Genomic DNA, 25,441 nt, shown 5'->3' with positions numbered 1-25,441 from the left:
TATGCTCATGCGAGAATCCGCAGGGGATGACGTGCTTCTCGACGTCCGAGACCTGGAGACGCACTTTTACGGCGAAGAAAGTGTCACCCGCGCCCTGGGCGGCATCAGCTTCCAGGTGAAGAAAGGCGAAACGCTCGGCGTGGTCGGCGAATCGGGATGTGGGAAAAGCGTCACCGCCCTCTCCATCCTTCGCCTGTTGCCGAAGCTGACCGCCAGGACCGTCGGCGGCGAGGTCCGCTTTCACGGACGTGACCTCCTTGAACTGTCCGATCGGGAGATGCGACAGATCCGCGGCGACCAGATCGCCATGATCTTCCAGGAGCCAATGACGAGCCTGAACCCGGTCTATACGGTCGGCCGCCAGATTGCCGAGGCGGTGCAGATCCACACCAAGGCTTCGCGGTTCGATGCGATGGCAAAGGCGCAAGAGATGCTCCGTCTTGTCCGCATTGCGGACCCCGAGCGTCGCGTCAACAACTATCCTCACGAAATGTCGGGCGGGATGCGCCAGCGCGCCATGATCGCCATGGCTCTTGCCTGCTCACCAGAACTATTGATCGCCGACGAGCCAACCACTGCGCTTGACGTTACTATCCAGGCGCAGATCCTGCGGCTCATGGTCGATCTGAAAGAGCGTACGGGAACGGCCGTTATGTTCATTACGCATGACCTGGGCGTTATAGCCGAGACATGCCAACGCGTGATTGTTATGTATGCTGGCCGAATCGTCGAGCAAGCGACCGTAACTGATCTGTTTGCGCGTCCGGCGCATCCTTACACTCAGGGCCTCATGCGATCGGTGCCTGACCGGCGGCGCGGCCGACAGCGCCGCCTTCCGGAAATTCCCGGCATTGTCCCAAGTCTTCGCGAGCCCATTGTCGGGTGCAGCTTTGCTCCTCGCTGCCCGTTCGCTATCGACATTTGCCGCGACACGACCCCCCCCCTGCGTGATGTCGGGTCGAGCCACGCCGCAGCTTGCTGGCGCGCCGAAGAGGTGATGAGCGCATGAACGGTCCTCTGCTGAAAGTCGAGAATCTGACCAAGCACTACCCGCTTGGCTCGGGAATCTTCAAGAAAAGCATTCCGGTAATCCGGGCGGTGGAGGATGTATCGTTTTCCGTCGAGGCGGGCGAGACGCTTTGCATCGTCGGCGAATCCGGCTGCGGCAAGTCCACCGTGGCGCGGCTCCTGATGCGGCTCGTGGAACCGACGGGCGGGCGCGTGCTGATCGACGGGACCGACATTGCGAGCCTCAAGAAGGACGCGCTTCACGCCTGGCGCCGTCGGATGCAGATGGTTTTTCAGGATCCTTACTCGTCGCTGAACCCCCGTCTCACCGCCGGACAGATCATCACCGAACCCGTCGAGAATTTCGAGCGCCTCAGCCGGAAGCAGCGCACCGCGCTTGCTGCGGACCTTCTCCAGAAGGTCGGAATGTCGCCCGAGATGATGCACAGGCTCCCGTCCGAGTTGTCGGGCGGCCAGCGGCAGCGCCTCGGCATCGCGCGGGCGCTGGCCCTCCAGCCCTCGCTCATCATCGCCGACGAGGCGGTGTCAGCCCTTGACGTATCAGTGCAGGCACAGATCTTGAATCTGCTTCTGGATCTCCAGCAGCAGATGGGCATTGCCTTCGTCTTCATCTCACATGACCTTAGCGTCGTGGAGCATATCGGCCATCGTGTCGCGGTCATGTATTTGGGTCGGATAGTGGAACTCGCACCATGCGAGGCGCTCTTCGCCAAACCGGTCCATCCCTACACGGAGGCGCTGATCGCAGCAGCCCCGGTCCCGGATCCGACGCGGGCTCGGCTGGAGGTGCCCGTGGAAGGCGAGGTGCCAAGCCCGATCAACCCGCCGCGCGGGTGCGCGTTTCACCCGCGCTGCCCGCTCGCGGTGGAGCGTTGCCGCATCGAAGTACCACCTCCGGTGCCGATGCCAGATGGGCGGGTCGTGGCCTGTCATGTGCGTGCTCCGGCTACAGAGAACATCCCGACCCAACCGGCTGTAGCAGACGATCATTCGCCTGCTCATGTGTCTTAGCCTCATCACCCGGTCCTAGGTATGGGAAACGCAATAGCTGCAGTCAAAATGCAAATTCGTGAAAGGTAGGAGATCTTATGGACTCGCATGAAGATGGTCGCCCTCCGATCCAGCAGGATGGTGGCTTTGATACGGTGGGTTCGATTGCCACGAACGTTGCAGACGGCTTCACGATGGCCGCAGTCGGCGACCTTCTCTTCGCTCGGCCCGTAACAAAAGGCTATCATCCCGGCTTGGCTGATGTCCTCAGGATCTTTGATAAGGCTGACGTCGTTTTCGGAAATCTGGAGACCAACATCTTGGATGTTCAGTCTAAAGGAAGTCCCCAGGCTGAGTACGGTGGTGCGTATTGCATCAGCGCCCCAGAGCTGGGACGTGACTTAAAGACGATGGGCTTCAATATGCTCAGTCGCGCGAATAACCACACACTTGACTGGGGCGTCGAAGGGATGCGCGAAACAACCCGGGCGCTTGACGAGAACGGGATCATCCATGCAGGTGCCGGCGAAAACCTGGCACAAGCCGGCGCAGCTCGCTTCTTGGAAACCTCGCGCGGTCGCGTTGCGTTGGTTTCGTTTGCGACGACGTTCTCGCCGATGTCCCGTGGGTGCAATCCCGCCGGCGATGCGCCAGGCAGACCAGGACTCAACGCCCTTCGTTTCACGACGAGCATCGTAGTCCCGCCCGAGATGCTCGAGAGCTTGAGACGGGTGCGCGAAGTGTTACCAGGCTACAATCCCGCCGGACAGGATTCCAGCCGGGTCGTACTGGGCGGGGTGACATACAAAGCGGGCAACAAAGCCGGTTACAGCTTCGAAACAGACCCTCGCGACGTCGCCGGTATTCTGCGAAACGTTCGTCAGGGCAAGCAGTTCTCCGACTTCTGCATCGTCACGAACCACGGACACGAGCCCGGGGAATGGAGCCAGGAGCCGCCTGACTACGAACAATCGTTTGCCCGCAGGCTCATTGATGCCGGAGCAGACGCATACGTCGTACACGGACCGCATCTGTTGCGAGGCATCGAGATCTACAAAGGGCGACCGATTTTTTATAGCTTGGGGAATTTCTTCTGTCAGGATCTCCGGTCGCCGGTAGGCGCTGATATGTTCGAGGCATACGGCAAGGACCCTCAGGTTGATACGGATGCTGAGGTGACCGTAGATGAGGTGGCAAAAGGATATCCGACGGCAGCAGGATTTGTAGGCCCCCAATCCGATGCGGTCTATTATGAGAGCGTTGTCACTATCAGCCGCTTTGAGCAGAACCGGCTTGCTGAATTGAGGCTCTATCCAATCGAACTCCGCCGCTCGAACAGGTTTGCCAACCGGGGAGTGCCGCGTCTTGCTCCCGCAGCTCAGGGAATAGCCATTCTGGAGCGTCTCCAAAAGCTCTCCAAGCCGTTTGGCACCGAGATCGCCATCGAGAACGACGTCGGACTGATTCGACTGCGACCCAGCTCGGCGCAATGACACGGCATGTCATGATGTCTCGGGTGCAGCTAGGCGAATCCCCCGCCCGAGGGCACTAGCCAGGGCCGTTGGGCCGCGAGACTTGGGCTTTGCCCAACCGCTGGTACTTGCAATAGAGGCCTACGACCCGACCAATCAGAACAATTTGTCAGAACACCTGGGCCACGTGGACTACCTGCCATACGTTTTCAACGAACGAGGAGACTATTGATACATGCTCGAATTCAATGGACAGCACTTTCTCGATGGCCGCGCGTCTAATCCCAATGCACTCGGCTGGATGCGCGGTGCGCCGCCCCCCGCGGACAAGCGCATAACTTTCGAGAGCGACGAATTCCTCAACTTTCCGCAGCTGCGCTGGTCGCTGTCGCACATGCGCGAGCTTGTGCCGTCTGTCAACGTGTGGCGTGGGCGGGGTGGCCCTGCGCTGCTCGAACGCAGCGACAAGACCGCGGAAATCGACGCTCTCACCTTTGCCGACGCGAACGGACGCATGCGCCGTTTCGACGAGGCGCTCTACGATACCTACACAGACGGAATCGTGGTTCTGCATCGCGGGCGTATCGTTTATGAGCGATACTTCGGCGCGCTCGAGCGGCACCTACCGCATGCATTGCACTCGGTTACGAAGTCATATGCGGGTACGATCGCCGCGGCGCTCGTGCACGAAGGCGTGCTCGACGACTCCAAAGCGCTCGCGCACTACCTACCGGAGCTGCGCGGCAGCGCATTCGAGGACGCGACGCTGCGCCAGGTAATGGACATGCAGACAGGCCTCGACTACAGCGAGAACTACGCCGATAGGCACGCTAGCTTCTGGGCGCATGCTCGCGCCTGCGGCTGGCGACCTCGGCCTGCTGGGTACAGCGGTCCGCAGACTTTGTTCGACTACTTGTGCACGCTCCGCAAGAAAGGCGTACACGGCGAATTCGTTGACTACAAGACCGTGAATACCGATGTGCTGGCCTGGGTAATGAACCGCGTAACCGGGCACTCCTTCGCACAACTGCTGCATGAACGCCTGTGGGCTCCACTCGGTTGCGAAGAGGACGGATATGTCTTCGTGGATTCCGCGGGCACAGCAATGGCTGGAGCCGGCCTGTCGGCGACCGTGCGCGATTTGGCGCGCTTCGGCGAGCTTATGCGACGCCACGGCGAGTGGAACGGGAAACAGCTGATACCTAGCTCAGTTATAGAGGACGTCCAAAATGGGGACGCCCCGTCCAAATTCGCGTATGAGGAGATGCAGGGCTATGCGTATCGAAGCCAATGGTGGGTGACGCATGATGAACTGGCCGCATTCTTGGGTCGAGGCATGCACGGCCAACTGCTCTACATCGCGCCAAGAGCGGAGATGGTGGTGGCGCGCTTGGCGTCTCATCCCGTAGCGGGCAGCTCCGGAAACATTCCGATTACTCTGCCACAGATGCTAGAACTGGGTCGGGCCCTGTCCGCATAGCGTACGTGGAGCAGCCTGGGATCTGCTTGCACTTTGAGCGGAGACCTACACCGGCCACGTCGCCTCTACGCGCTTGAGGGGGTTCGCCGAGCCAGAATGGATTTGTCAGAAACCGTGATGCACACGTCGGCAACGAACGAGGAGAGACTCGACACGCATGCTCGAATTGGACAGACAGCGCTACCTCGGCGGCCGCGCGTCCGATCCCGATTAACTCGGCGCGGTGCTCCGCCGCCGGCGGACAAGCGCATCACTTTCGAAAAGTCTCGCATTCCTCGATTTTCCGCAGTTGCGCTTGGTCCCTGTCGCATATGCGCGAGCTGGTGCCGACGATCTACGTGAGGCGGGGGCGGGGCGGGCCTACGTTGCTCGATCGCTGCGACCAGACCGCCGACATCGACGCGCTCTCCTTCGCCGACGCGGACGGGCGCGTGCGCCGGTTCGCTCTACGATACCTGCACGGACGGGATCGTTTTACATCGTGGGCGCATCGTCTACGAGCGCTATTTTGGCGCGCTTGAGCCGCACCTGCCGCATGCGTGCTGGTCCGTCACGACGTCATATCGGCCACGCTCGCCGCGGCGCTCATATATGAAAGCGTGCTCGACGAATCCAAGGCGTTTGCGCACTATCTGCCGGAGCTGCGCGGCAGCGCGTTCGAAGAGGCCACGCTGCGCCAGGCCATGGACATGCAGACAGGCCTACACGACAGCGAGGACTATGATGACAAAAGCTCCTTGGCCTACACCGACCACGTGGCCTCTACGCGCTTCAGAGGGATCGCGGCAGTGTGGGCGGCGCCTGCTCGGCGCAGGCGCGCAACCACCTTCTCCGCCTTGTGCGCCACATACAGAAGCTGGCCGTGCATGCCTCTGCCTAGGAAGGCGTTGTGTGATCTACTAACCGCCGGCGCAAGAGCCTGCAGGGCGAAGTGATGCCCGGTCCCGCCGAAAGCTGAGAATTGTCCAACGAGAAGATCGCAAATGAGCTGCCGCGTGCGCAAGGCGGAGGCTGAGGCTGAGACATTTCAAACCACGACGCTTTGTGCTGTCCGTGTTTCAGCAGCTGACGCATTTTGGGGCAAACCCTCCTGCCCAGGTGCTACCCTACGCGTCCTCGAACGTGTTTGTGAAGACGAATGCTTCGCCCGTGGTCGACAAGACGTAATAAGCGCGGATTAACCCGCGCCAGTGGCTCAAAAGGGGAACTGAAAGATGACGATTTCTCGACGCAACCTCTTCAAGGTGGGTGTCGCCGCCGGAGCGGCTTTATCGATCCCTTCTGTCCTGCGGGCGCAGACATCACCGGCTCCCGACCGGACTGTCCGCATGGTGATAGGCCTCGGTGTGTTCGACCCGGTCGTTTCAACGTCTGACACCACCTTCACCCACGCCTTCGCGATTTACGATACGCTGTTCGGGGTCGATTCGACGTTTGCACCGCATCCGCAGATGGTGGGAAAGTGGCGCGTATCCGACGACAGGAAGACCTATACCTTCGAGCTCCGCGATGGTCTCGGATGGCACGACGGCACCCTCGTTACCGCGGCGGACTGTGTCGCCTCAATCCATCGCTGGGGCGAGGTGGCTCCCGGCGGGCAGTTGCTCATAGCTCGGGCCAGGGATATCTCGAAAAAGGATGACAAGACCTTCACAATCGCGCTTAAGGAGCCGATGGGCGCTCTGCTCAGCATCCTGGCTTTCCAAGGCCCATTCATCATGCGCGAGAAGGACGCGAATCTTCCCCCAACGGAGCAGGTAACCGCGAATATCGGATCGGGGCCCTTCAAGTTCAATCACACTCTTGCCAAGCCGGGCGCGAGCTTCACCTACGACCGCAATGAAAAATACGTACCACGTACCGAAGCGCCCGACGGACTGGCCGGCGGGAAGATCGTTAAGGTCGATCGTGTCATCTGGGATAATATAGCCGATCAGCAGACGGCCTTGGCGGCCCTGCAAGCAGGTGAGGTTGATTTTCTCTCGCTGCCGCCAGTTGATCTCTTGCCGGTCATCGAGAGCGATCCCAACCTTGAACTGCAAGTTCTGGACAAGACGGGTCAGGATATGTTCCTGAGCATGAACTGTCTGCAAAAGCCGTTCGACAACGTGAAGGTTCGCCAAGCGATGCTTCACCTGGTCGATCAGGAGGCTGTGATGCGCGCCGCGTTCGGCGACCCAAAATACTTCCGCACTGTCACTTCGATCTTTGGAAACGAAACGCCGATGTCCAATGACGAAAATACGGGATGGTTCAAAAAGGGCGGCGACCCGGAAAAGGCCAAGCAACTCCTCAAGGAGGCGGGATATGCAGGCGAGAAAGTCGTCATTCTCGAAACCACGGATTGGCGGGAGGCCGACAATGCCGCGCAGTTCCTAGCGGTCGAGCTGCGAAAAATCGGGGTCAATGCCGAGCTTGCGCCGAGCGACTGGAGCGCGGCTACCGCCCGCCTCGATAACAAGGGCCCCGTGGAGGACGGAGGCTGGAGCATCTTCATAACTAGCGAACCTGAAGCGATACGCGGCAATGTTATCACGGCCGTGACCCTGACCATGAATGGCGAAAAAGGTTGGGTCGGTTGGCCGCAGAATGACGAATATGAGGCTCTTCGCGCCAAATGGGCAGATGTCGAAACGCTCGAAGAACGGAAGGCAATTGCCCGCAAGATGCAGCGAATATTTTGGGACTATGCTTCCCAGGTTCCGTTAGGTCAACAAATCACGCCAATCGCGCGCCGCAAGACACTCACTGGCCTCATTGGCGTGCCGGCGTGGATCCCTATGTGGAACATGCAGAAGGCTTGAGGCGCAATGGCCGCCTATCTCCTTCGCCGGTCGATTTCGACCATCGCCGTCACGGCGATGGTCGGACTCTCCGTTTTCTGCTTCTCAGTCCGGCGCCCGGCGACCGGCAGCCATGATCGCTGGCGAGTCGGCGACGCCACAGATGACGCCTGGTATTCGCTTGAGGCGCGCCGGCGACCACTAGGTAACCAAAGGTGCGAAGCGGTTCCTTACGTCGGACATGAACGGCGCTCGATTACCGGTTTCGCCTTCGCCGATCTGTCATCCCGAAACGCGTGACCTTTCACGCAGCCGCGTTACAGCCGATTTCCCGAACTGGTCAGACAGCGACACATCCAAAAGGCTGACGAGATCACAAACCACGCCGCTTCGTGCGGTCCGTGTTTCAAAAGCCGATGCATTTTGGCCCAAAACTACCTTCTCCATGCGTCATATCTCCTGAAGGACGTCCACCAGCATCACCACCGAGGAATGACGATCATGACCAGGGCACCCACCGATTTTGACAAGCGCGTCGACGCATTGTTCAGCGAGTTCAGCGGGCCGGAAATGCCTGGCGCTGTCGTCGCGGTGACCGAGAACGGTCGCGAGATTTTCGCCAAGGCCTATGGTTTGGCGAACATCAACTACGACGTCCCGATGGGGCGCAAGACCATCATCCGCATCGGTTCGCAGAGCAAGCAGTTCGCTGTGTTGCTGATCCTGATGCTGGAGGCAGAAGGCAAGCTCACTCTGGATGACGAGGTGCAGAAGCACCTGCCCTATGTGCCCCGGCTCGAGTACCCGGTCACCCTCAGGCATCTGGCCTCCAACACCAGTGGCTACCGGGACCATTTGGATGGCATGATCGTTAGCGGTCTATCAATCTTCGCGCCGTCCGACCGCCAGACCGTCCGTGATGTGATCGCCAAGCAGGACGCGCTCAACTTCAAGCCCGGCAGCGCGATGATCTATTCGAACGCCGGCTTCTTCATGCTGTCTGACATCATAGAGCAGATCGAGGGTGCGCCCTTCAACGAGGTCCTGCACAAGCGCATCACCAGCCCGCTCGGCATGAACGACACCTCGCTCGTGTTGCGCGACGGCATGGCGATAAAGCGCCTGGCCGCCCACTATACGAAACGCGCTGACGGTTGGATCCAACTGGGCTGGGGGCTGGAATTCGGCGGCGAAGGTGGCATGGTTTCGACGCTCAACGACATGGTGGTCTGGCAGCAGAACCTGATCGACGCTAAAGTCGGAAAGACGGAAATGTATCGGCGCATGGCGACGCCTTGTGTCTTCGACAATGGCGCGAACGGCTTCTACGGGCTTGGTTTGGTGACGGACGTCTATCGCGGCCGCCGCGCGGTCGGCCACGGCGGCTCCGTTGCTGGCGGCAATTCGCAATCAATGCGCTTCATCGACGGCGGGCTCGGTATTGTTATCATTGCCAACAACGACCAAGTCGCCGCCTTCGCGGTTGCTCGCCGTATCGCCGACATCTATTTCGGCGACGCCGCACCAGCGCCGATCGAACTTGCTCCCGGCCGCTACCGGCAGGAAGGCGGCCCCGATGTGTTCGAGATCGTCGCGAAGGATGGCGTGCCGACCTTCCTCGATTCCGGTGGTGTGTGCGGGTTCGATTTCGGCCATCCAGGTGGCGCCAAGCCCGAGCGCGGGATCACCGACCTGGTTCTTAGCCCCCGGCCGGACGGCAAAGTCGACGGCATCTTCTGCGGCACACCGAGGCTCTACGCACCCTTGGGCCCGGACGCCAGGGCAGCCGCACCTCTCGCCGGTCGCTACGCCAACAAGGCGCAAGGCCTAGAGGTCGAGATCGATGGCGATGCGCAGCGTGGCATGTTCCGCCTGCGCTCCGATCTCGGCTCAATGAACGCGCCCATCATCACCGCGGCCAGCGATCTCTGGTTCCTGCTCCAGCCCGGCACCAACATGCGTCACGATCCGCACTGGAGGGCGACGCTGAGCGTCACCGCCGACGGTTTCGAGATAAACTCGGACCGCGTCAAGAAATGGCGCTTCACGCGAGCCTGAGCAACATCAAAAAGGTATCCAATGTCTTCCTGAAGAGCCTTTTCCCAAGGAATTGAGACGCTGACAGGTGAGTATCTCCGCTAGATTGCTTTCTCGGCGCGGCTTCCCGGCAGGTGCGCCTGCGTTTGCGGCAGCGACCGCTGGCAGCCAGCCCGATGTCGCCCTCGCGCAGTAGGGCGGGAAGGCTGCGCGTTACCGCTCCGAGCAACTGGCACACCTGATCTATCAGCCTCTGGCTCGCTTGAGCGTGAGGTGGCGCAGCCGGGAGAAGGCTGCGAGGCCTGCAACCAAACGCTCGCCTTGAAGTTAAAGTCCCGTCGATCATCCGCACGCCACCTCGCACCCGGCCTCCTTACTGAGCGCATTCTTCCGGGCCGCTCGACCACACTGAAGCGATCGACCCAAACGGTCATCGACCAGAAGCGGCGATCTGGCTTCCTTCGATAGGTCCCAAGTGCGTCTCGACAGCTGGCGACATTTCAAACTGCACCGCATTGTGTCATGCACATTTCAGCAGGCGGTGCAGTTTGGCGCGAAGCTCACCTCAAAAAGGGCTTCATTGTCGCAGTTCCTTTCCCACCGCAACCTGCGGAAAAGAACATTGAAGCGGGTCGGAGGAATGCGTCCGAAAAGGGCTATGCAATATGAGAAGTATTGAAAAGTTCGAAGTGTTGCAGCGCGAAGCAACCGAGTGGCGCCGCTACCTCCATGAAAATCCAGAGCTCGACTATCGGTTACACAACACAGCAAGGTTTGTGACCGAAAAACTGGCCTCGTTTGGCATCAATCACATCGAAACGGGGATTGCTGAGACCGGTATCGTCGCATTAATCCAAGGCGAAGGTGGAGACGGGCCGACCATCGGATTAAGGGCGGACATGGACGCCCTGCCAATCGTTGAGGCCTCAGACAAACCCTGGTCGTCGAAAATACCCGGCAGAATGCATGCATGCGGCCACGACGGGCACACGGCCATGCTGCTAGGTGCCGCGAAGTATCTTGCGAGTACGCGCAAATTCAAGGGCTCTGTTGCCTTAATCTTTCAGCCGGCAGAAGAGATAGAATTGCCATCGGGCGGCCTAAAGATGGTCCAGGAAGGAATCATGGATCGTTTCAACATCTCCCAGGTCTTCGGCATGCACAACAATCCGGGTATGGAGATCGGCACGTTCGGCATTTGCGATGGCCCGATTATGGGGTCGCAGGACGATTTCGATATTGTCGTAAAGGGCAAAGGCGGCCATGCGGCCTCGCCGCATCGGACTGTGGATCCCGTGGTCATTGCCGCACAGATCATCGTTGGATTGCAAAGCTTGGTCTCGCGCAAAACCGATCCTAGGGAGTCGCTCGTGATCTCCGTTACGAAGTTGAAGGCCGCAGAGGCCTATAACGTCATTCCCGATCACGTCGAAATCGCCGGAACTGTCAGGACGCTCGCATCCGACCTGCGAAACTTCGCCGAACGAGACATCTTGGCATCGGCCCAGGGGATTGCGCGCGGGTTCGGCGCGGACGTGGAGTTCAACTACCGTCGATCCGTTCCGGTTACCTTCAACCATACCGAGGAAACCAATTTGTCGATCACGGCGGCACGCAACCTCGTGGGCCCCGCCTCAGTAGACGACAAGATTGGAATCAGTATGGGGGCGGAGGACTTCGCCTATATGCTTGAGGCCCGGCCTGGCGCCATGATTTTCCTTGGCAATGGGTCATCCCCGCCCCTGCACAATCCAGCGTACGATTTTAACGACGAAGCCTTGTCCTATGGCATCCGCTACTGGGTCCGCTTAGTCGAGACAGTGTTGCCCGTTTGAGTTGGAACTCGACAGAACTGGGTGGTCGACATCTCAACGGGTTGCGCGCAACGGAGGTACTAAGAAGAAAGCCATGGCCGCTCACGACTTTGCTCCCATGACGATCATCTCTCACGCACCGTTGTCGCAAATCGAATATCAACAGCGGATCAGACGAGTGCGGCATTTAACGAGGGAAACATGCTCTCTTCGAACGAATCCGTGATCATTGACAAGCCAGGCAAAAGAACGCGGATCGTCTCATGCAACCATCCTCGAATTCTGAGGTTTGCACCAAATGGGTCAGTTGCTGAAATGCGGATCATGCAAACCCGCGCGTTCTAAAATGTTGCAAGCTTAGACCACTTCGCACCGATTTAAAACCGGAATGGGCGCGCATTCGATCATCCAGCGACCGAGGAGTGCGTGGTTTGTTTCAGTTTTCGGGAGAAATTGCAATAGACATTGCGCAAATTCGTGCGAATGTTAAAGTCCTTGAGCGATTATTGAGTCTTCGACATGGCGGCATTGCACGGTGGACGACCTAGACCGAAGGATCCTTACTGCGCTGCAGAAGAACAACCGGCTCTCCTTTGCCGAACTCGCGGAGCTTGTCGGTTCTTCGGCCGCCTCGTGCATGCGTCGAGTGAACAAGTTGCGTGTGGATGGCGTAATCGTCGCGGATATCTCGCTCGTGGATCCGAAGGCTCTTGGCAAATCGCTTGCCGTTGTGGTGACCGTAGAGCTTGATCGTGAACGTCTGGACCTTGTCGACGATTTTAAGCGCGCGATGCGGGCGGCCAAGGAGGTTAGCCAGTGCTATATGGTCACGGGCGACGCCGATTTTGTCCTGATCGTGGCTGTTGAGGACGTCGAGGCCTTTGACGTCTTCGTCAAAACGAAGCTCTATACCAATCCTAATGTCCGAAAATTTAAGAGCATGATCGCGCTTGATCGTGTCAAGTTCGAGCCGCGGGTTTTGGTGTAACCTTGGGCGGATTGCGCTGAAGCCTTCACTCCGGGCTGCCTTTTGAAACCGCCATTGCGCATCCACCATCAGATTGGGCTTTTTCGCGTGGAGAAACGTGCGATCTACGGACGCAGTGGATCCTGCGTCGGGACGGTGTGGTTGCCAGACTGCTCGACGCGGGCAAAGCAACCGTCCCGGGGGTAAGGAAGGAGAAAGAATGACGCTCGCTATGACGCAGCTCTTAGGTGCTCTTCCAACTGTGGACGAGCATCACGTCGATCGACGTCAGTATCCGCGCGGGGTTGCTTTCATGGATGGGCAATACCTGCCCATGTCCGAGGCCAAGGTCTCCGTGCTCGATTGGGGTTTCCTGCACTCGGATGCCACCTACGACACGGTGCACGTCTGGAAGGGCAGGTTCTTCCGGCTGGACTTGCATCTCGACCGCTTCTTTGGGGGCGTGGAACGGCTGCGAATGAAGCTTCCCTATGATCGCGAAAAGATAGCCTCGATCCTCAACAATTGTGTCGCTCTGTCGGGGCACCAGTCGGCGTATGTGGAGATGATCTGCACGCGCGGCACATCGCCGACATTCAGTCGCGATCCCCGCCAAGCGGAGAACCGCTTCATGGCGTTTGCTGTGCCTTTTGGCTCGGTCGCCAACAAGGAACAGCTGGAAAGAGGCTTGCACGTCGCGATCAGCGAGACCGTCCGCATTCCGCCTAAGTCGGTCGATCCAGCGATCAAGAACTATCATTGGCTCGATCTCGTGAAGGGGCTTTTTGACGCCTATGACATGGGGGCTGAGACAGCGCTGATCGTCGATACGAACGGGCACATTGCGGAGGGCCCCGGCTTCAATGTGTTCGTTGTTAAGGACGGCTCCCTGAGGACGCCTGCTTTTGGCGTGTTGCCGGGGATCACGCGCCGAACCGTGTTCGATCTTTGCGCCGAGATCGGCCTCTCTGCCACGGCTGCCGATATCAGTCGCGCCGAGATCAAAGACGCTGACGAGGTGTTCATCACCTCGACTGCCGGCGGCATTATGCCCGTGACCCGCATCGGCGACGCCTCGGTCTCTAATGGACACGTCGGACCCGTCACCAGACGGCTCATGGACCTCTACTGGCAAAAGCACGATGATCCGCAATGGACGACTGCTGTCACCTACCCGTGATTGGAAACGAGCCATGTGCGAGCAATTTGCTAAGCGGTTAGTCCAATTCAGTTGGCCCGGTGACCACAATCGAATTGGTAGGCAACCGCGAGAACAAAAAGCGTTTCGACCCGTCGCTCAAAGTGGGGTGGCCCACCTCGAGAGTTGGCCGAATTGTGGTCTGGTGGTTCGCGCAATGCCGACCAGCGATATCTTTGGACAGCGCTGTGCGCTGACGGCCGGAAGATCTTCCGGCTTCGCTGTGCTGGTCGCTACGGCTCCAAATTCGCATCGCCTAATTCTGCCGAGCGGGGCTGTATCGGAAGATTTGCACCTAGACCAATTTAGTTCGCCCGGGCGAGTCAGATGACTTTTGACTTTGAGTTAGCTCGAAGAGCGGCGCGAGAAAAACCACGCCTTTGTCCGGAATTTTCAGATCGAACGGGTATCTGGTTGCCGAATATGATCGAGCGGCTGTTTCTTGTTGTCGTCCGTCGAAGGATTGAGGGCGGCTTGGATCTAAAAGATCGAGAATCAAAGGATTAGCCCGATAGATAAAAATTCACACAAGCGGAGCAGGCGATGTCGGACGCCGCGAGCTATGACCCTTTCGAAGCCATCTGGCGAGCCGGCTGTGGCTGGCGAAACAGCCACGACGCAGGGCTGATCGGCCATGGCGTCGGACACGGGCCTGTAGCATTCATTAATTGTGCGAAGGCCATTGGTGATTCTGAACGGCCAGAACGATCTAGATTCCAGATGGACCTCGGCAATATTCCATATTTGACCCGCCGCGGCCGTAGCGATGAAACTGGCCCAAGCGAGTTCAGCAGTTTCGATATCGAAACCGCGCTCGTATGGCCAGAATTGATTCAAGTGGAGCCCTCGATGTCCGACGCCAAGAGCTATGAGCTCTTCATTAACGGCAAATGGCGAGCCGGTGGTAGCCGAGCCTCTTTGCCGGTGATCAACCCGGCGACGGAGAAGGTATTTGCCTCAGTGGCCTCGGCTACGGTTTCGGACTTGGATGAAGCTCTTGCTTCGGCAGAACGCGGCCGCAAGGCGTGGTCCTCACGATCCGCCAAAGAGCGTGGCGAGATCCTCGTCTCTGCCGCCAGCATTCTGGCAGAGAAAGCTGGCGTCGCAGCCAGGGACCTGTCGTCCGAACAGGGAAAGACGATTGCCGAGGCGGCAGGGGAATACGCGCGCGCGGTCGAAACGCTGGAATGGAATGGCCGACATGCCGATGAGTTGTCGGTCCCGATTCCGTTGGGCTCGAACAGGATGATAGTCCCGGAGCCGCTCGGTGTCGTCGCTGCCTTTACGCCGTGGAACTATCCGGCCGTTCTTATCGCCCGCAAGCTCGCCCCCGCGCTGGCGGCAGGCTGCCCGGTGATCCTCAAAGGGGCCGAAGAGACGCCAAGCGTGGCTGTCCATATCGTGGAATCTTTGCGTCAAGCAGGGATACCGGAAGGCGTGGTCAACCTGGTCTTCGGTGTTCCTGTGCATATATCGCGGCATCTGCTCAGTTCGCCAATTGTGAAAGTCTTGACGTTCACGGGGTCAACTGCTGTTGGAAAACAGCTGGCCACGCTCGCCGCGAATAATTTGCAGCGCTGCATCCTCGAACTCGGTGGACATTCCCCGGTTATTGTGTGCGAAGATGCGGACCTGGCAAAGGCGATACCGGCTATTTCGGAATACAAATTCGAGTGCGCGGGCCAGAGCTGTAATGCGCCCAGCAGGATTCTTGTCGCCCGATCCCGCTATGAGGAATTCCTGGTCCGGATGACGGAGGCGGTCCGAAAAATCAGGATCGGTCCACCGGATGACCCTGCAACGCAAATGGGGCCAATGGCAAACGCGCGGCGAATCGAGGCCATGCAACGCCTGACCAAAGATGCGGTAGAGGGCGGCGCCCGCATCGAGACCGGTGGCACCCCCCTTGACCGACCGGGGTTTTACTGGCCGCCAACCATCCTGACGGGCGTACCGAAGCAAGCGAGAGTGCTTCATGAAGAGCCGTTCGGACCGATTCTCACCGTGGCGCCTTTCGATACGATCGAAGAGGCGATCGAGGAAGCCAACGCCACCGAGTACGGGCTGGCCGCCTACTTGTTCACTGGCGTTGCCGATACGCAAGAGAAGCTTATCAATGGTCTTCTGCGGGCGCTGTTAGTGTGAATTACCTGAAAGGGGTTTCCGCTGATGCCCTTATGGAGGAGTCAAGCAAAGCGGCTATGGATATGAAGGCGGCGAGCAGGGGGTGCGAAGCTTCCAAATCCTTAAAATGGTGAATGGCCTCGGTTCATTTGGATAAAATCCGGTGGGAAATAGAACACGGACCATCGCGGGCAAGGACATCACAAGAAGCGTCGCCGACGCCCTTCAGACATCTCATACTACCCCCCCGATAATCCGGCTCTTCTCACGCATACCCAGCGGAGCCGTCGGCGAGAACGCCATAGGTCAGCTGCTTGCATGGCGGCCTGGCGGCGCCGACGTCAGGAGGCTGTGGTGGCTTCGCAAAGGGGCATGAGCCCGATCAGTCCGCATTTCGCTGATCTGTGAATGGGCGTACGCCCCCCGACCGCTCCCCCCCCCCCCCCCCCCCCCCCCCCCCCCCCCTCCAGATCCCACCCCAGCCGCCCCCCCCCTCCCCGCCTCCGTTTCCGACTGGGTGGTCATACCGTTTCGACCCTTGGCAGCGGGTGGTGTCCCTGGACTGATCTCTGTCGGCATCGGTGGTAGCGCTGAAAAGGCGATGCTGCTGGCCAAGGAGGCCATGAATGAGCCCATCGATATGGCGGAACTGATCGCAATGGGGGCGTCAAGCGCAGAGGAGGGGCTGCGGATTGAGCTTTATGAGCGGATCAACGCGCTTGGTATCGGCGCCCAAGGCCTTGGTGGTCTAACGACAGTCGTTGACGTCAAGGTTGCGACCTATCCTACTCATGCGGCGTCCAAGCCTGTGGCGCTCATCCCGCAATGCGCCGCCAACCGGCACCTGAAGTTTACTTTGGACGGCTCTGGACCCATCACCCTCCAGCCGCCCGATTTGCGCGAATGGCCCGACATCGGAGCCGACGAATTGAACCCAGCCGGCGTCCGGCGGGTCAATTTAGATACGCTGACGAAGGAAGAGACGGCATCGTGGCGCTGCGGTGAAACGCTCCTGCTGTCTGGAAGATACTGACGGGCCGTGACGCTGCCCACCAACGAATGATCGAGCTGCTCGTTGCCGGTAAACCGCTTCCGGTCAACCTGCGGGGAGGCGTGATTTACTACGTCGGCCCCGTCCGGGCAGTGAGGAATGAGGTTGTTGGACCCGCTGGTCCAACAACCTCCAGCCGCTTGGACGATTTTACGGACAAGGTGCTCGCCGAAACCGGCCTTTTCGCGATGGTGGGCAAAGCGGAGAGGGGACCGGCGGCCATCGCGTCGATTGTAAGACACAAAACGCCATACCTTGCTGCAGTGGGTGGCGCTGCGTACCTGATTTCAAAATCGATCAAGGCGGCGCGGATCGTTGCCTTTGAAGACCTGGGCATGGAAGCCATCTATGAATTCGAGGTGCAGGACATGCCTGTCATCATGGCTGTCGATGTTGAGGGAAACTCCATTCACAATTCCGGGCCTCTTGAATGGCGGAAGCGTATGGCGGCAGACAGCATCGCACGCAACATCGGCGTTTGAGTCTTTCCGTTGGGCGATTTCGGCCAGACTCCCGCGCCAAATTGTCGGGCAAGCCGTAAGACGAGCGGCATTTGCGGTGCCATGCGCCTCGGCGAGCCGGACGAGCAAGGCCTTCAATTCACTCCAATAGCTGAATGTGCCAGTGAATACTGCACTGAATATGCCATACACGCGATCGAGGCTCGAATGCCGTCGCGGCGTCTATCAAGTACGGCAGCGGAGTTCAGTAAATGGGTTATCTATTTTATCAGGAGGTCTCCGCCGCGGCCGGCTATCCTCTCCAGCTGCATCATTGCCCCGTTAGGCGTCGGGGCGATAGCCAAACTACTTCTGCAGCTTTTCTCAGCGGATCGCTCTCCCTCAGCTGATTTTCGTACCCCATTCTGGCACATCTCGGGCCGAGAAACAGATGCCTTCCACTACTACATTCGGTCGTTTCAATTGATGATAGAATTGATCGGCACACAACGCGATGTCGATCGCTGCTTGAGAGCATAGGTTATGAAGTCGAAACCCGATCCCGTGCAACTCGACAGTTGGGACGTCCGGATTCTCTCCGAAATTCAGGCAGACGGTCGGATTTCAAAAAGTGAGCTTGCAAAACGAGTTCATCTTTCGGCATCGGCCTGTTCGGAGCGGCTCCGAGCACTCAAGGCCGCAGGGATTATTGAGGGATTCTATGCGCGACTGAGTCCTGCCCTCATTGGCGGCATGATCTTTGTGATGGTAGAGGTCGTGCTGGATCGTCATCGTCTTGAGGACCAACGACACTTCGAAACTGCAATCCAAGAGATTCCGGAAATCCTGGACTGCTGGGCAATTGGGGGGCGCGTCGATTATCTGATGCGGGTCGCATCTCGTTCTATGGCCGCCTATCAGGATTTCATGGAGGGACTGCTGCAGGCAGGCTTAGGGATTGATCAATACTATAGCCTTGTCGTTACGAAACCAGTGAAGTCCAATTCACCGATACCCTTGTCCGCCCTGAGGCAACGGTAAAACCGAAAAGCTTAAGTTTCAACGGCGTTTGGCACGGATCCCGTAGATTCGTCGGCAAAAAGCACCCATTCCGACGAAACTCAAGGGACATTTGCGGTATACTAATTCCTGGAAAAAGGTGGCCGAGCGCTATCCGCCAGTTGATGGCGAGGAAGGACGATGCGCTTGAGCAATCTGGAACCGATCAATTCCAGGAGACGGATCGAAGCAGCCATCGGACGCACTTGGCCAGCACGGTTGCGGCGAGAAGCCAAACCGGATCGTGCCTGGTGGAGGAGGCGTCCATATCTGAGATGCGAAGTGCCGAAAAGTGCATCTACAGCTATCTCAAGGGGGGAACCTTCGCCCTGGATTGGCGATCGGGGGCGATTGAGCTTAGTCGCGGTCAGCGCATCCGTGTAGGGGGCGAAATCTACAGCGAGGAATTGGCAAGCCGACGGGTAGCGGGAGTGCAAGCTGGCCCGCTCGGCCTTGGCGAGCAAACCGGCCCTCGACGCCTGCGGATATTCGGAGATCGCTCCATCTCCTTTCTACGTCGTAAGTTCGTTGCTGTTCGAGATTAGGAGATTGTCTGTCCTGTTTGACATTGCTGGTCTCCGCAGCCTTCTGAGCGAGGAGCATCGCTGAGCCGCGGTCGCGTAGGTGGGTGACAAGGCCGGTCACGCCCGCCAGCCGAGTGGTCTTCGAGAAGGGTGGAGGTTGCGCTACCGGCTGGAGAGAATGGTGCCAGTTTTCACAAGACAAGGGGTCGCTTAATCGAATGGGCGTCTAGTTCATAGATTGCGAACAGATCATGGGGGATTTGAATAGTGCTACTGACCGAGGCAGAGCTGAAAAAAGTTGCGAATGCCAGTCGAGGACATAGAGCCGCATCGATCGTTCTAAAGGAAGAGATGGCCGCAGCTACAGCCAGATCGTCATTCGACGTTTTTCTGTCACATTCGTTCAAGGACGCAGAGATCGTTCTCGGTGTGAAGCGAATTTTTGAGGAGCTTGGGTTCACTGCTTATGTAGATTGGATCGAAGATTCACAATTGGACCGCACAAAGGTCTCCTCTGCCACTGCCGAGTTGCTGCGGACCCGTATGAGGCAGTCAAAGACGCTAATCTATGTGCATTCAAACAATTCTCCAGGATCCAGATAGATGCCTTGGGAGCTTGGCTTTTTCGATGGCTTTCGGACCGCGGTAGCAGTTCTCCCCGTGGCAAAAAATTCTTCGGAAACATTCTGTGGGCAAGAATTTTTGGGCCTATACCCGTACATCGATGGGACCGGACCTGCAATCCTGTTTATAAACAGAGGGACCGCGTCTAGCTCAAGACTAGGCTCTGTAAGCTCGACTGCAAACGTTACGTTTGCCAAATCATGGCTTAAAGAATTTGCTGGCACAAATAGAGGTGCTCTGAAGTGAAATATCCTGGACTTTATAATAGCGCCGACATGGCGTCTAACGAGCAGCAGGCGACATTTCTTAGCCTGATCCGGGCAGAGTACGTTATTCTTTTTTCGGCCTCTGTTCTCTCTTTGGATTTGTGGCCATCAAAGGCCTATTTCGGTGTGTATGCTGCGGTGTTTCTTTGCTCAATGGGAATCCTCATTTTCCGGTCGGTCACAAAGCCCGAGCAGGTCTGGTATCAAGCTAGAGCTTTGGCAGAGTCAGTAAAGACATTGACCTGGCGCTTTGCGATGCGAGCACAGCCGTTCGATGACACGCGTGCGGCCGACGCTAGAGCTGATTTTCGCAAGCTCATGGAAGGTATCCTTGATAGCAATCGAAGGGACTCCCCGCTAAAAGAGCGAAAAGAGCTATATCTGCAGACACGAATTTGCGAGCAACGTAAGTGGTACGAGAAGAAAGCGCGCTCGAACAGAGATCCGCAAAAATTTGGATGGGCCTTGGTGTGATTGCTTACGCTCTGGGGTTCTCGTTCATCGTGGTACGCATCGCTGACCCAGCGATACCAGGCTGGCCGCCAGCTCACGAGATCGGATTGACTGCCGACCTTATTACGGACGCCATCTCGGATGAGGCATTCTCCGCGGCGGTGAACGAAGCCGAACTGGCTTTCTCAAGGGAGCACACCCAGTGGGTTGCTCGTCAAAACAACTAAGAGACAACAATGGCATACAGCGATCCGATCTATGTAATATTTGACGGCGATGAAGACGCTTGGGCATACCGCTTTATGAAAGGGTGGAATGCCAGCGAGAATGTGAGTTTTGAATTCGCGAACGCTCACGATCTGGACAATATGACGAGCCGAGCACAGGACGAAGATTATGTTAAACGCAATCTTCGCAACAGAATGAATGGATCGAGCCAGGTACTTGTCCTGATCGGTGAGAAAACGAAAAACCTTTTTCGCTTCGTGCGCTGGGAAATGGAATTGGCCCTTGATCTAGGTCTGCCGATAATCGCAGCAAACCTTAACGGCTCGCGACAACTAGATGCGAGCTGTCCGCCCATCATCAGGGACAAATGTGTTGTGCCACGTGCCGTTCAAGATGAAGGCTATCAAGCACGCGCTTGCCCATTGGCCTAACGAGTTTCATCGGCTTTCAAACGCTCAGCGTGCCAATGGCGCCAGGAGCTATGGCGAAACCACGTATCGGAATCTCGGGTTATAATAACCCACCTAAAGTACTTAGCCGCAGGACATCCTCGCCATCCACTGGCGGCGACTAACCTTGCAGCGTTCACCGGCGCGTTCCGAGCTTGCCGAGCCGCTGATAATCCGTGGAGACGTCCCATTTGCTGAGTTTGGCTGAAGGGTGCAGGTCATGAGCGCAACCATTAGGAGGAGCCCTGCTCGAAGCATGAGATCGAGTGATCACGTCGGGCGAGGGGCGCTGGTTTCGAGAGGAAAAGGAGCGGCTGCTCGACGTTTGAGGCTTGAGCCAGCGTTTCAAGACTGCACGATTGGCCAGCATTGATGGAGGCAGCTTTTCAGGCGGCGCAAAGAGTTCTGTCGGTTCGCCCGCGTCCCGCGAGCCGCAGCTCGGCTCGCCCTGCGCAGCAACCACGAATTTGCGATCGCAAGAAGGGCAACACACTGACGACAGAACTTGGCGGCGCTGGTCGGCTGCGAATCAAGATGTCGATGGCGAGGCGCTCTCGCCGCGCGTCTTTGCCGGGCCGAACCTGCTGGCTGTTCCTTTGAGAAGTCTGCCGAGCACCAGCCGCTGCACCGCCAAAGCGATCGCTATGCGCGAGGGCACGACCTCAGCCTCTCAGCGCTGGCCAACCAGGTTGGGGCCTGTGCCGCGGCACGGAACCCGCCGCCTGCTGATCGAGGCGAATGTGATTTTCCCCTGATCACCTGCGTTACCACCCTGGGGAAGGGCAAGACCGATCCGGACCATCAGAATGTAAGGGATGACCGGCGTTCGGCGGAACATGGCCGGCGGCGCTCTATCGTGCCTCGCGCTGGGCTATGCCAAAGGCTCCGCGCCAGCGCCCGTCGCTCACCCGCCCAGCAGGGCACAACCCACGCCGGAAACGAACTCAAAACTGGATAGAAACTGGGGGCAACGTCACCCGCTAATCGGGCACTATGCTGGGCGCATACGTGTCGTAAGCTGTTCGTGTTTGCAGTACGCGCCCTGACGTCGCAAAATCAGTGAGATCCAATTCAACGCTCCTGCGAAGGTGGCGCCTTAGTTTTCACGGCAATTCGGGCCGATCCCGCGAATTCCGCGGCGAATAACCTGCATTCCCGAGAAACTCGAGAGACGTTTCCGGTATGCTATTTGCTAAACAGGTGGCTGGCCGAGTGCCCTCCGCCAATCTATCGCGAGGAGAGGGACGATGCGCTCGAGCAATCTGGGAACCGAGCAACTCCAGGAGAAGGATCGAAGCTTCGTCTTTCATCCGTCTACACATTTGGCCAAGCACAGTCGCGGAGAGACGCCAAACCGGATCATGGCCGGAGCGGACGGCGTCTATATCTGGGACACCGAAGGCCGACGGAGCCTCGACGGTTTCGGAGGGCTCTACTGCGTCAACATGGGATACGGGTGCACGGAGATCGCCGAGGCCATTGCCAGGCAAGCACGCGAATTGCCGTTCGCGCACGTCTATGCCAGCCAAGGTACGGAGCCGGTCGCCCTGTTGGCAGAGGCCGTGGTCGAGTATTTCGGTCAGAACATGCGAAGGGTCTATTTCGGCCTCTCCGGTTCCGATGCTAACGAAACCAACATCAAGCTGGTCTGGTACTATAATAACATTCTTGGCCGGCCCGAAAAGAAAAAGATCATCTCGCGAAATCGCGGCTATCACGGGTCTGGATTGGTCACGGGTAGCCTAACTGGCCTTCCCTTCTTTCACAATTTCTTCGACCTGCCTCTGGATTTGGTGCGCCATACAACCACGCCGCACTATTACCGCCAGGCGCGTATCGAGGAGAGCGAGGAAGCGTTCTCCCGGCGCTGTGCCGATGAGCTTGAAGCCTTGATCCTGGCCGAAGGACCGGAAACGGTTGCAGCTTTTATCGGAGAGCCGGTACTTGGGACAGGAGGTATTGTGCCGCCCCCCAAAGGGTACTGGACGTCCATTCAAGCGGTGCTCGACAAATACGATATCCTTTTAATCGCCGATGAAGTGGTCTGCGGCTTCGCGCGAACCGGCGAGAAGTTCGGTTCCCACCTGTATAACATGCGTCCGGATTTCGTGACCATCGCAAAGGGTTTGAGTTCCGCCTACCTCCCCATCTCCGGGTCAATCATTGGCGACCGTGTCTGGTCGGTTTTGGAACAAGGAACTGAGAAGCACGGCGCACTCGGCCACGGCTGGACATATTCGGGGCACACGCTTTGTGCCGCAGCCGCGCTCGCCAATATTCGACTGCTTAAAGAAAAAAATATTTTGGAGCATGTCCGCGATGTTGGACCGTATTGGCAAGACCGGATGAAGGCCGAGCTGGCGGGGCATCCCATCGTTGGTGAAGTTCGCGGAGTGGGTATCCTGTCGGCCGTAGAGATGATGCGGGACCCAAAACAAAGGATACCATTCGAACCCGACCTTCAGGTCGGGGTGCGCACTGCAGCTGCTCTGTTTGAGAATGGTGTCATCGGACGGGCCATGCCGCATGGCGACATCCTCGGTTATGCACCCCCCCTGATCATTACCCGAAAAGAGATCGACATCATTGTCGACGCGACGGTAAAGTCGGTCGATACCACCTATCGCGCGCTGAAGGCCGAGGGTGCCGTATGATTTTGCGATCGCGAAGGAGCGAGTCCGGAGGCAGGCATGTCCCTGCGCGCTACTGCGCCGAGCAGACCCAAAACTGTTGAATTCCAGATATCTGATCTTGAGCATGCTCCGGACTATTTCAGTCACGAACCGAATCAGTTCTGCCGCCGCTGTCCTGTTGCCCAACGACCAGGACCTCTGTGCGGCGCGCCCTGCGGGTGTACCTCCCCGCCGGCAGGGCGCCCTTTTTGACCCACGTAATCAGAATCATTATGGCCCGTCCGGAATCGAGGGTCTGGTAAAGGTCATCTGCACGTTCCGATGCAGATTGAGCTTAGACTCGCCCTTTACATCATTGCAGCGGGCCACGGTCGCCGGTTCCAAAGGCGGCAACGCCGAAGATATCTTCCTTCACATCACAAAGAGCAGAATAATCATTGCGGTGAATTTTATCACGTCATGTATATAAAAGGACGATACTCACACGCCATCCCGTTCACAAGGAAAAGGCATTTTAACATTGTTGAGACGATTTGCCTATCAAAGAAAAGAAAGCATCGCAACACTTCGTTCCGGATCATGGCGCCCTGGGTGGGGGATGAGCGGCTATCCGAATTGTTATGCTCGTGCCGACCCAAATTCCTGCAAAAGCTGGGTCAATGATGGCTTTTGGTCAGCGCAGGATGATTTCTCCTGATTTGGACGGTGCAGGGGCGGTCATGATTTAATGCATGGAGATTCTCTGATTGAGCTGTTGAAAGATCATGAGGCGTCTGCCAGACACCCATCGGGCGAGCCCAGCATGATTGGGATGACCGGCGAAGATCGAAAGTGTGGCAGCATTCTGGAGCCTGGTCAGCCCAGCGACGCCCGCGAAGTCAATCGCGTTTGTCGGGACATACACGACGCAGCCGGAAGGCGTGCAGAAAGAGGAAGAATCGAGCGCGACGATGACGAGGGACATGCCACTTGTTTTCGAGACATTCCTTGAAAGACTGTCACAGAGTATCGATGAGGCAGATTTCCGGGATGCCATGGCTGAGGCGGCCGGACGACTTGACCTAATCTCCTTTGCGTACCTCTCCTTGCCAGCACGGCCTTCCGGCAAACCGAGGCTAATTTCGAACTATCCACCCCGCTGGACCAGACAGTATCTCGAAAATCAGTATGAGAAACTCGATCCTGTGGTCTTGCGTGCTCGAAATGGCGGCTGCCCGTTTCACTGGGGATCGAATTTGGGAGGCGATAAAATGTCGCCGGCTCAACAGCAGCTATTCGATGAGGCGGCTCAATTCAGCATCTGCTGCGGTTTGACGATCCCAATTGTCGATCTCCGCGGCCGCATCGCTGCGGTTACTTTTGCCGCCGATGAGCCTCGTCCAGTATTTCTTCGGGTCGCTGAGCGGTACGAACAAGCTCTTCAGCTGATGGCGGCCTGCTTTCATCGTTGCGTTCGCCGCAAACTGCCGAGCGATCGAACAGTGGATGGGATTTCGCTGACATCCCGCGAATATGAGTGCCTGCGGTGGGCAGCGCGGGGTAATTCAGCCTGGGTGACCGGCCGCATCTTGGGCATCAAGCCACGCACGATCGCTTTTCATTTGGACAATGCCAAGAAGAAGCTAGGCGTGCGAACCCAAAATCAGGCTATAGCCCTTTTGGGGTCCGAAGGGTCCTCAATTCTCTGAGAAGCTTTTTGATCCGGTTGTGCTCGGTCCATTCGATCGCGCGGTTTGTATCGAGCGTTGACGGATGCCGAGATCTTCTGTTCCGCCGGCTCGGTCAGGGCGATGCAGCCGTATTCTTCCAGTCCGCGCCGG

General features: G+C 58.0%; 16 protein-coding genes and 2 pseudogenes. All 18 read left to right on the top strand.

All coding sequences use genetic code 11. The annotated features are described in order from the left end of the window. Window position 1: 1 nt before the first annotated feature. Window positions 2–1,009, top strand: coding sequence for an ABC transporter ATP-binding protein (locus EJ070_RS01750; protein WP_126089944.1), 1,008 nt, complete (start codon window positions 2–4; stop codon window positions 1,007–1,009). Further along, window positions 1,006–2,040, top strand: a complete 1,035-nt coding sequence (locus EJ070_RS01745; protein ID WP_126038205.1) for a dipeptide ABC transporter ATP-binding protein — start codon at window positions 1,006–1,008, stop codon at window positions 2,038–2,040. The genes EJ070_RS01750 and EJ070_RS01745 overlap by 4 nt, the downstream gene beginning before the upstream one ends. Before the next feature lie 77 nt (window positions 2,041–2,117). Beyond that, on the top strand, window positions 2,118–3,512 hold the full coding sequence (locus tag EJ070_RS01740; RefSeq protein WP_126038207.1) for a CapA family protein: 1,395 nt from the start codon (window positions 2,118–2,120) through the stop codon (window positions 3,510–3,512). Between the two features lie 214 nt (window positions 3,513–3,726). Beyond that, window positions 3,727–4,971 (top strand): serine hydrolase, encoded by a 1,245-nt coding sequence (locus EJ070_RS01735; RefSeq protein WP_126038210.1) that lies wholly within the window; start codon window positions 3,727–3,729, stop codon window positions 4,969–4,971. A 1,214-nt stretch (window positions 4,972–6,185) separates the two neighbouring features. Continuing rightward, window positions 6,186–7,775, top strand: coding sequence for an ABC transporter substrate-binding protein (locus EJ070_RS01725; protein WP_126038213.1), 1,590 nt, complete (start codon window positions 6,186–6,188; stop codon window positions 7,773–7,775). A 6-nt stretch (window positions 7,776–7,781) separates the two neighbouring features. Further along, window positions 7,782–8,054 (top strand): hypothetical protein, encoded by a 273-nt coding sequence (locus tag EJ070_RS01720; protein ID WP_126038215.1) that lies wholly within the window; start codon window positions 7,782–7,784, stop codon window positions 8,052–8,054. A 201-nt stretch (window positions 8,055–8,255) separates the two neighbouring features. After that, window positions 8,256–9,812, top strand: a complete 1,557-nt coding sequence (locus EJ070_RS01715) for a serine hydrolase domain-containing protein (RefSeq protein ID WP_189350312.1) — start codon at window positions 8,256–8,258, stop codon at window positions 9,810–9,812. Window positions 9,813–10,456: 644 nt separating this feature from the next. After that, a complete protein-coding gene (locus tag EJ070_RS01710; protein ID WP_126038220.1) occupies window positions 10,457–11,626 on the top strand; it encodes a M20 aminoacylase family protein in 1,170 nt (389 codons plus the stop codon). A gap of 514 nt (window positions 11,627–12,140) precedes the next feature. Beyond that, window positions 12,141–12,593 (top strand): Lrp/AsnC family transcriptional regulator, encoded by a 453-nt coding sequence (locus EJ070_RS01705; RefSeq protein ID WP_126038223.1) that lies wholly within the window; start codon window positions 12,141–12,143, stop codon window positions 12,591–12,593. Between the two features lie 199 nt (window positions 12,594–12,792). Continuing rightward, window positions 12,793–13,752 carry an aminotransferase class IV gene (locus tag EJ070_RS01700; protein WP_126038190.1) on the top strand — a complete coding sequence of 320 codons (960 nt, stop codon included), beginning with the start codon at window positions 12,793–12,795 and terminating at the stop codon, window positions 13,750–13,752. 867 nt (window positions 13,753–14,619) lie between these two features. Further along, window positions 14,620–16,051: pseudogene (locus tag EJ070_RS01695) on the top strand (NAD-dependent succinate-semialdehyde dehydrogenase). A gap of 345 nt (window positions 16,052–16,396) precedes the next feature. After that, window positions 16,397–17,427, top strand: a pseudogene (locus EJ070_RS37575) (FumA C-terminus/TtdB family hydratase beta subunit); the annotation flags it as partial. 501 nt (window positions 17,428–17,928) lie between these two features. Then, a complete protein-coding gene (locus EJ070_RS01680) occupies window positions 17,929–18,426 on the top strand; it encodes an Lrp/AsnC family transcriptional regulator (protein ID WP_126038228.1) in 498 nt (165 codons plus the stop codon). 1,408 nt (window positions 18,427–19,834) lie between these two features. After that, complete coding sequence (locus tag EJ070_RS01675) at window positions 19,835–20,332, top strand: DUF4231 domain-containing protein (RefSeq protein ID WP_126038231.1); 498 nt, start codon at window positions 19,835–19,837, stop codon at window positions 20,330–20,332. Between the two features lie 215 nt (window positions 20,333–20,547). Continuing rightward, on the top strand, window positions 20,548–20,970 hold the full coding sequence (locus EJ070_RS01665) for a TIR domain-containing protein (protein WP_245455131.1): 423 nt from the start codon (window positions 20,548–20,550) through the stop codon (window positions 20,968–20,970). A gap of 377 nt (window positions 20,971–21,347) precedes the next feature. Next, window positions 21,348–21,743, top strand: coding sequence for a hypothetical protein (locus EJ070_RS01660; protein WP_126038234.1), 396 nt, complete (start codon window positions 21,348–21,350; stop codon window positions 21,741–21,743). 492 nt (window positions 21,744–22,235) lie between these two features. Continuing rightward, the gene (locus EJ070_RS01655; protein ID WP_126089941.1) at window positions 22,236–23,642 is read left to right on the top strand and encodes an aminotransferase; all 1,407 of its coding nucleotides are present in this window, start codon (window positions 22,236–22,238) and stop codon (window positions 23,640–23,642) included. 929 nt (window positions 23,643–24,571) lie between these two features. Next, the gene (locus EJ070_RS01650) at window positions 24,572–25,309 is read left to right on the top strand and encodes a LuxR family transcriptional regulator (RefSeq protein ID WP_126043841.1); all 738 of its coding nucleotides are present in this window, start codon (window positions 24,572–24,574) and stop codon (window positions 25,307–25,309) included. The last annotated feature ends 132 nt before the right edge of the window (window positions 25,310–25,441 follow it).

It is taken from the genome of Mesorhizobium sp. M1E.F.Ca.ET.045.02.1.1 (assembly GCF_003952485.1).
Lineage (GTDB): Bacteria > Pseudomonadota > Alphaproteobacteria > Rhizobiales > Rhizobiaceae > Mesorhizobium.
This window is presented reverse-complemented; position numbering and strand designations above follow the sequence as displayed.

Coding starts and splice junctions, on each gene's coding strand:
- EJ070_RS01750 (WP_126089944.1), top strand. CDS start 2: ATGCTCATGCGAGAATCCGCAGGGGATGACGTGCTTCTCGACGTCCGA.
- EJ070_RS01745 (WP_126038205.1), top strand. CDS start 1,006: ATGAACGGTCCTCTGCTGAAAGTCGAGAATCTGACCAAGCACTACCCG.
- EJ070_RS01740 (WP_126038207.1), top strand. CDS start 2,118: ATGGACTCGCATGAAGATGGTCGCCCTCCGATCCAGCAGGATGGTGGC.
- EJ070_RS01735 (WP_126038210.1), top strand. CDS start 3,727: ATGCTCGAATTCAATGGACAGCACTTTCTCGATGGCCGCGCGTCTAAT.
- EJ070_RS01725 (WP_126038213.1), top strand. CDS start 6,186: ATGACGATTTCTCGACGCAACCTCTTCAAGGTGGGTGTCGCCGCCGGA.
- EJ070_RS01720 (WP_126038215.1), top strand. CDS start 7,782: ATGGCCGCCTATCTCCTTCGCCGGTCGATTTCGACCATCGCCGTCACG.
- EJ070_RS01715 (WP_189350312.1), top strand. CDS start 8,256: ATGACCAGGGCACCCACCGATTTTGACAAGCGCGTCGACGCATTGTTC.
- EJ070_RS01710 (WP_126038220.1), top strand. CDS start 10,457: ATGAGAAGTATTGAAAAGTTCGAAGTGTTGCAGCGCGAAGCAACCGAG.
- EJ070_RS01700 (WP_126038190.1), top strand. CDS start 12,793: ATGACGCTCGCTATGACGCAGCTCTTAGGTGCTCTTCCAACTGTGGAC.
- EJ070_RS01680 (WP_126038228.1), top strand. CDS start 17,929: ATGAAGTCGAAACCCGATCCCGTGCAACTCGACAGTTGGGACGTCCGG.
- EJ070_RS01665 (WP_245455131.1), top strand. CDS start 20,548: ATGGCATACAGCGATCCGATCTATGTAATATTTGACGGCGATGAAGAC.
- EJ070_RS01655 (WP_126089941.1), top strand. CDS start 22,236: ATGCGCTCGAGCAATCTGGGAACCGAGCAACTCCAGGAGAAGGATCGA.
- EJ070_RS01650 (WP_126043841.1), top strand. CDS start 24,572: ATGACGAGGGACATGCCACTTGTTTTCGAGACATTCCTTGAAAGACTG.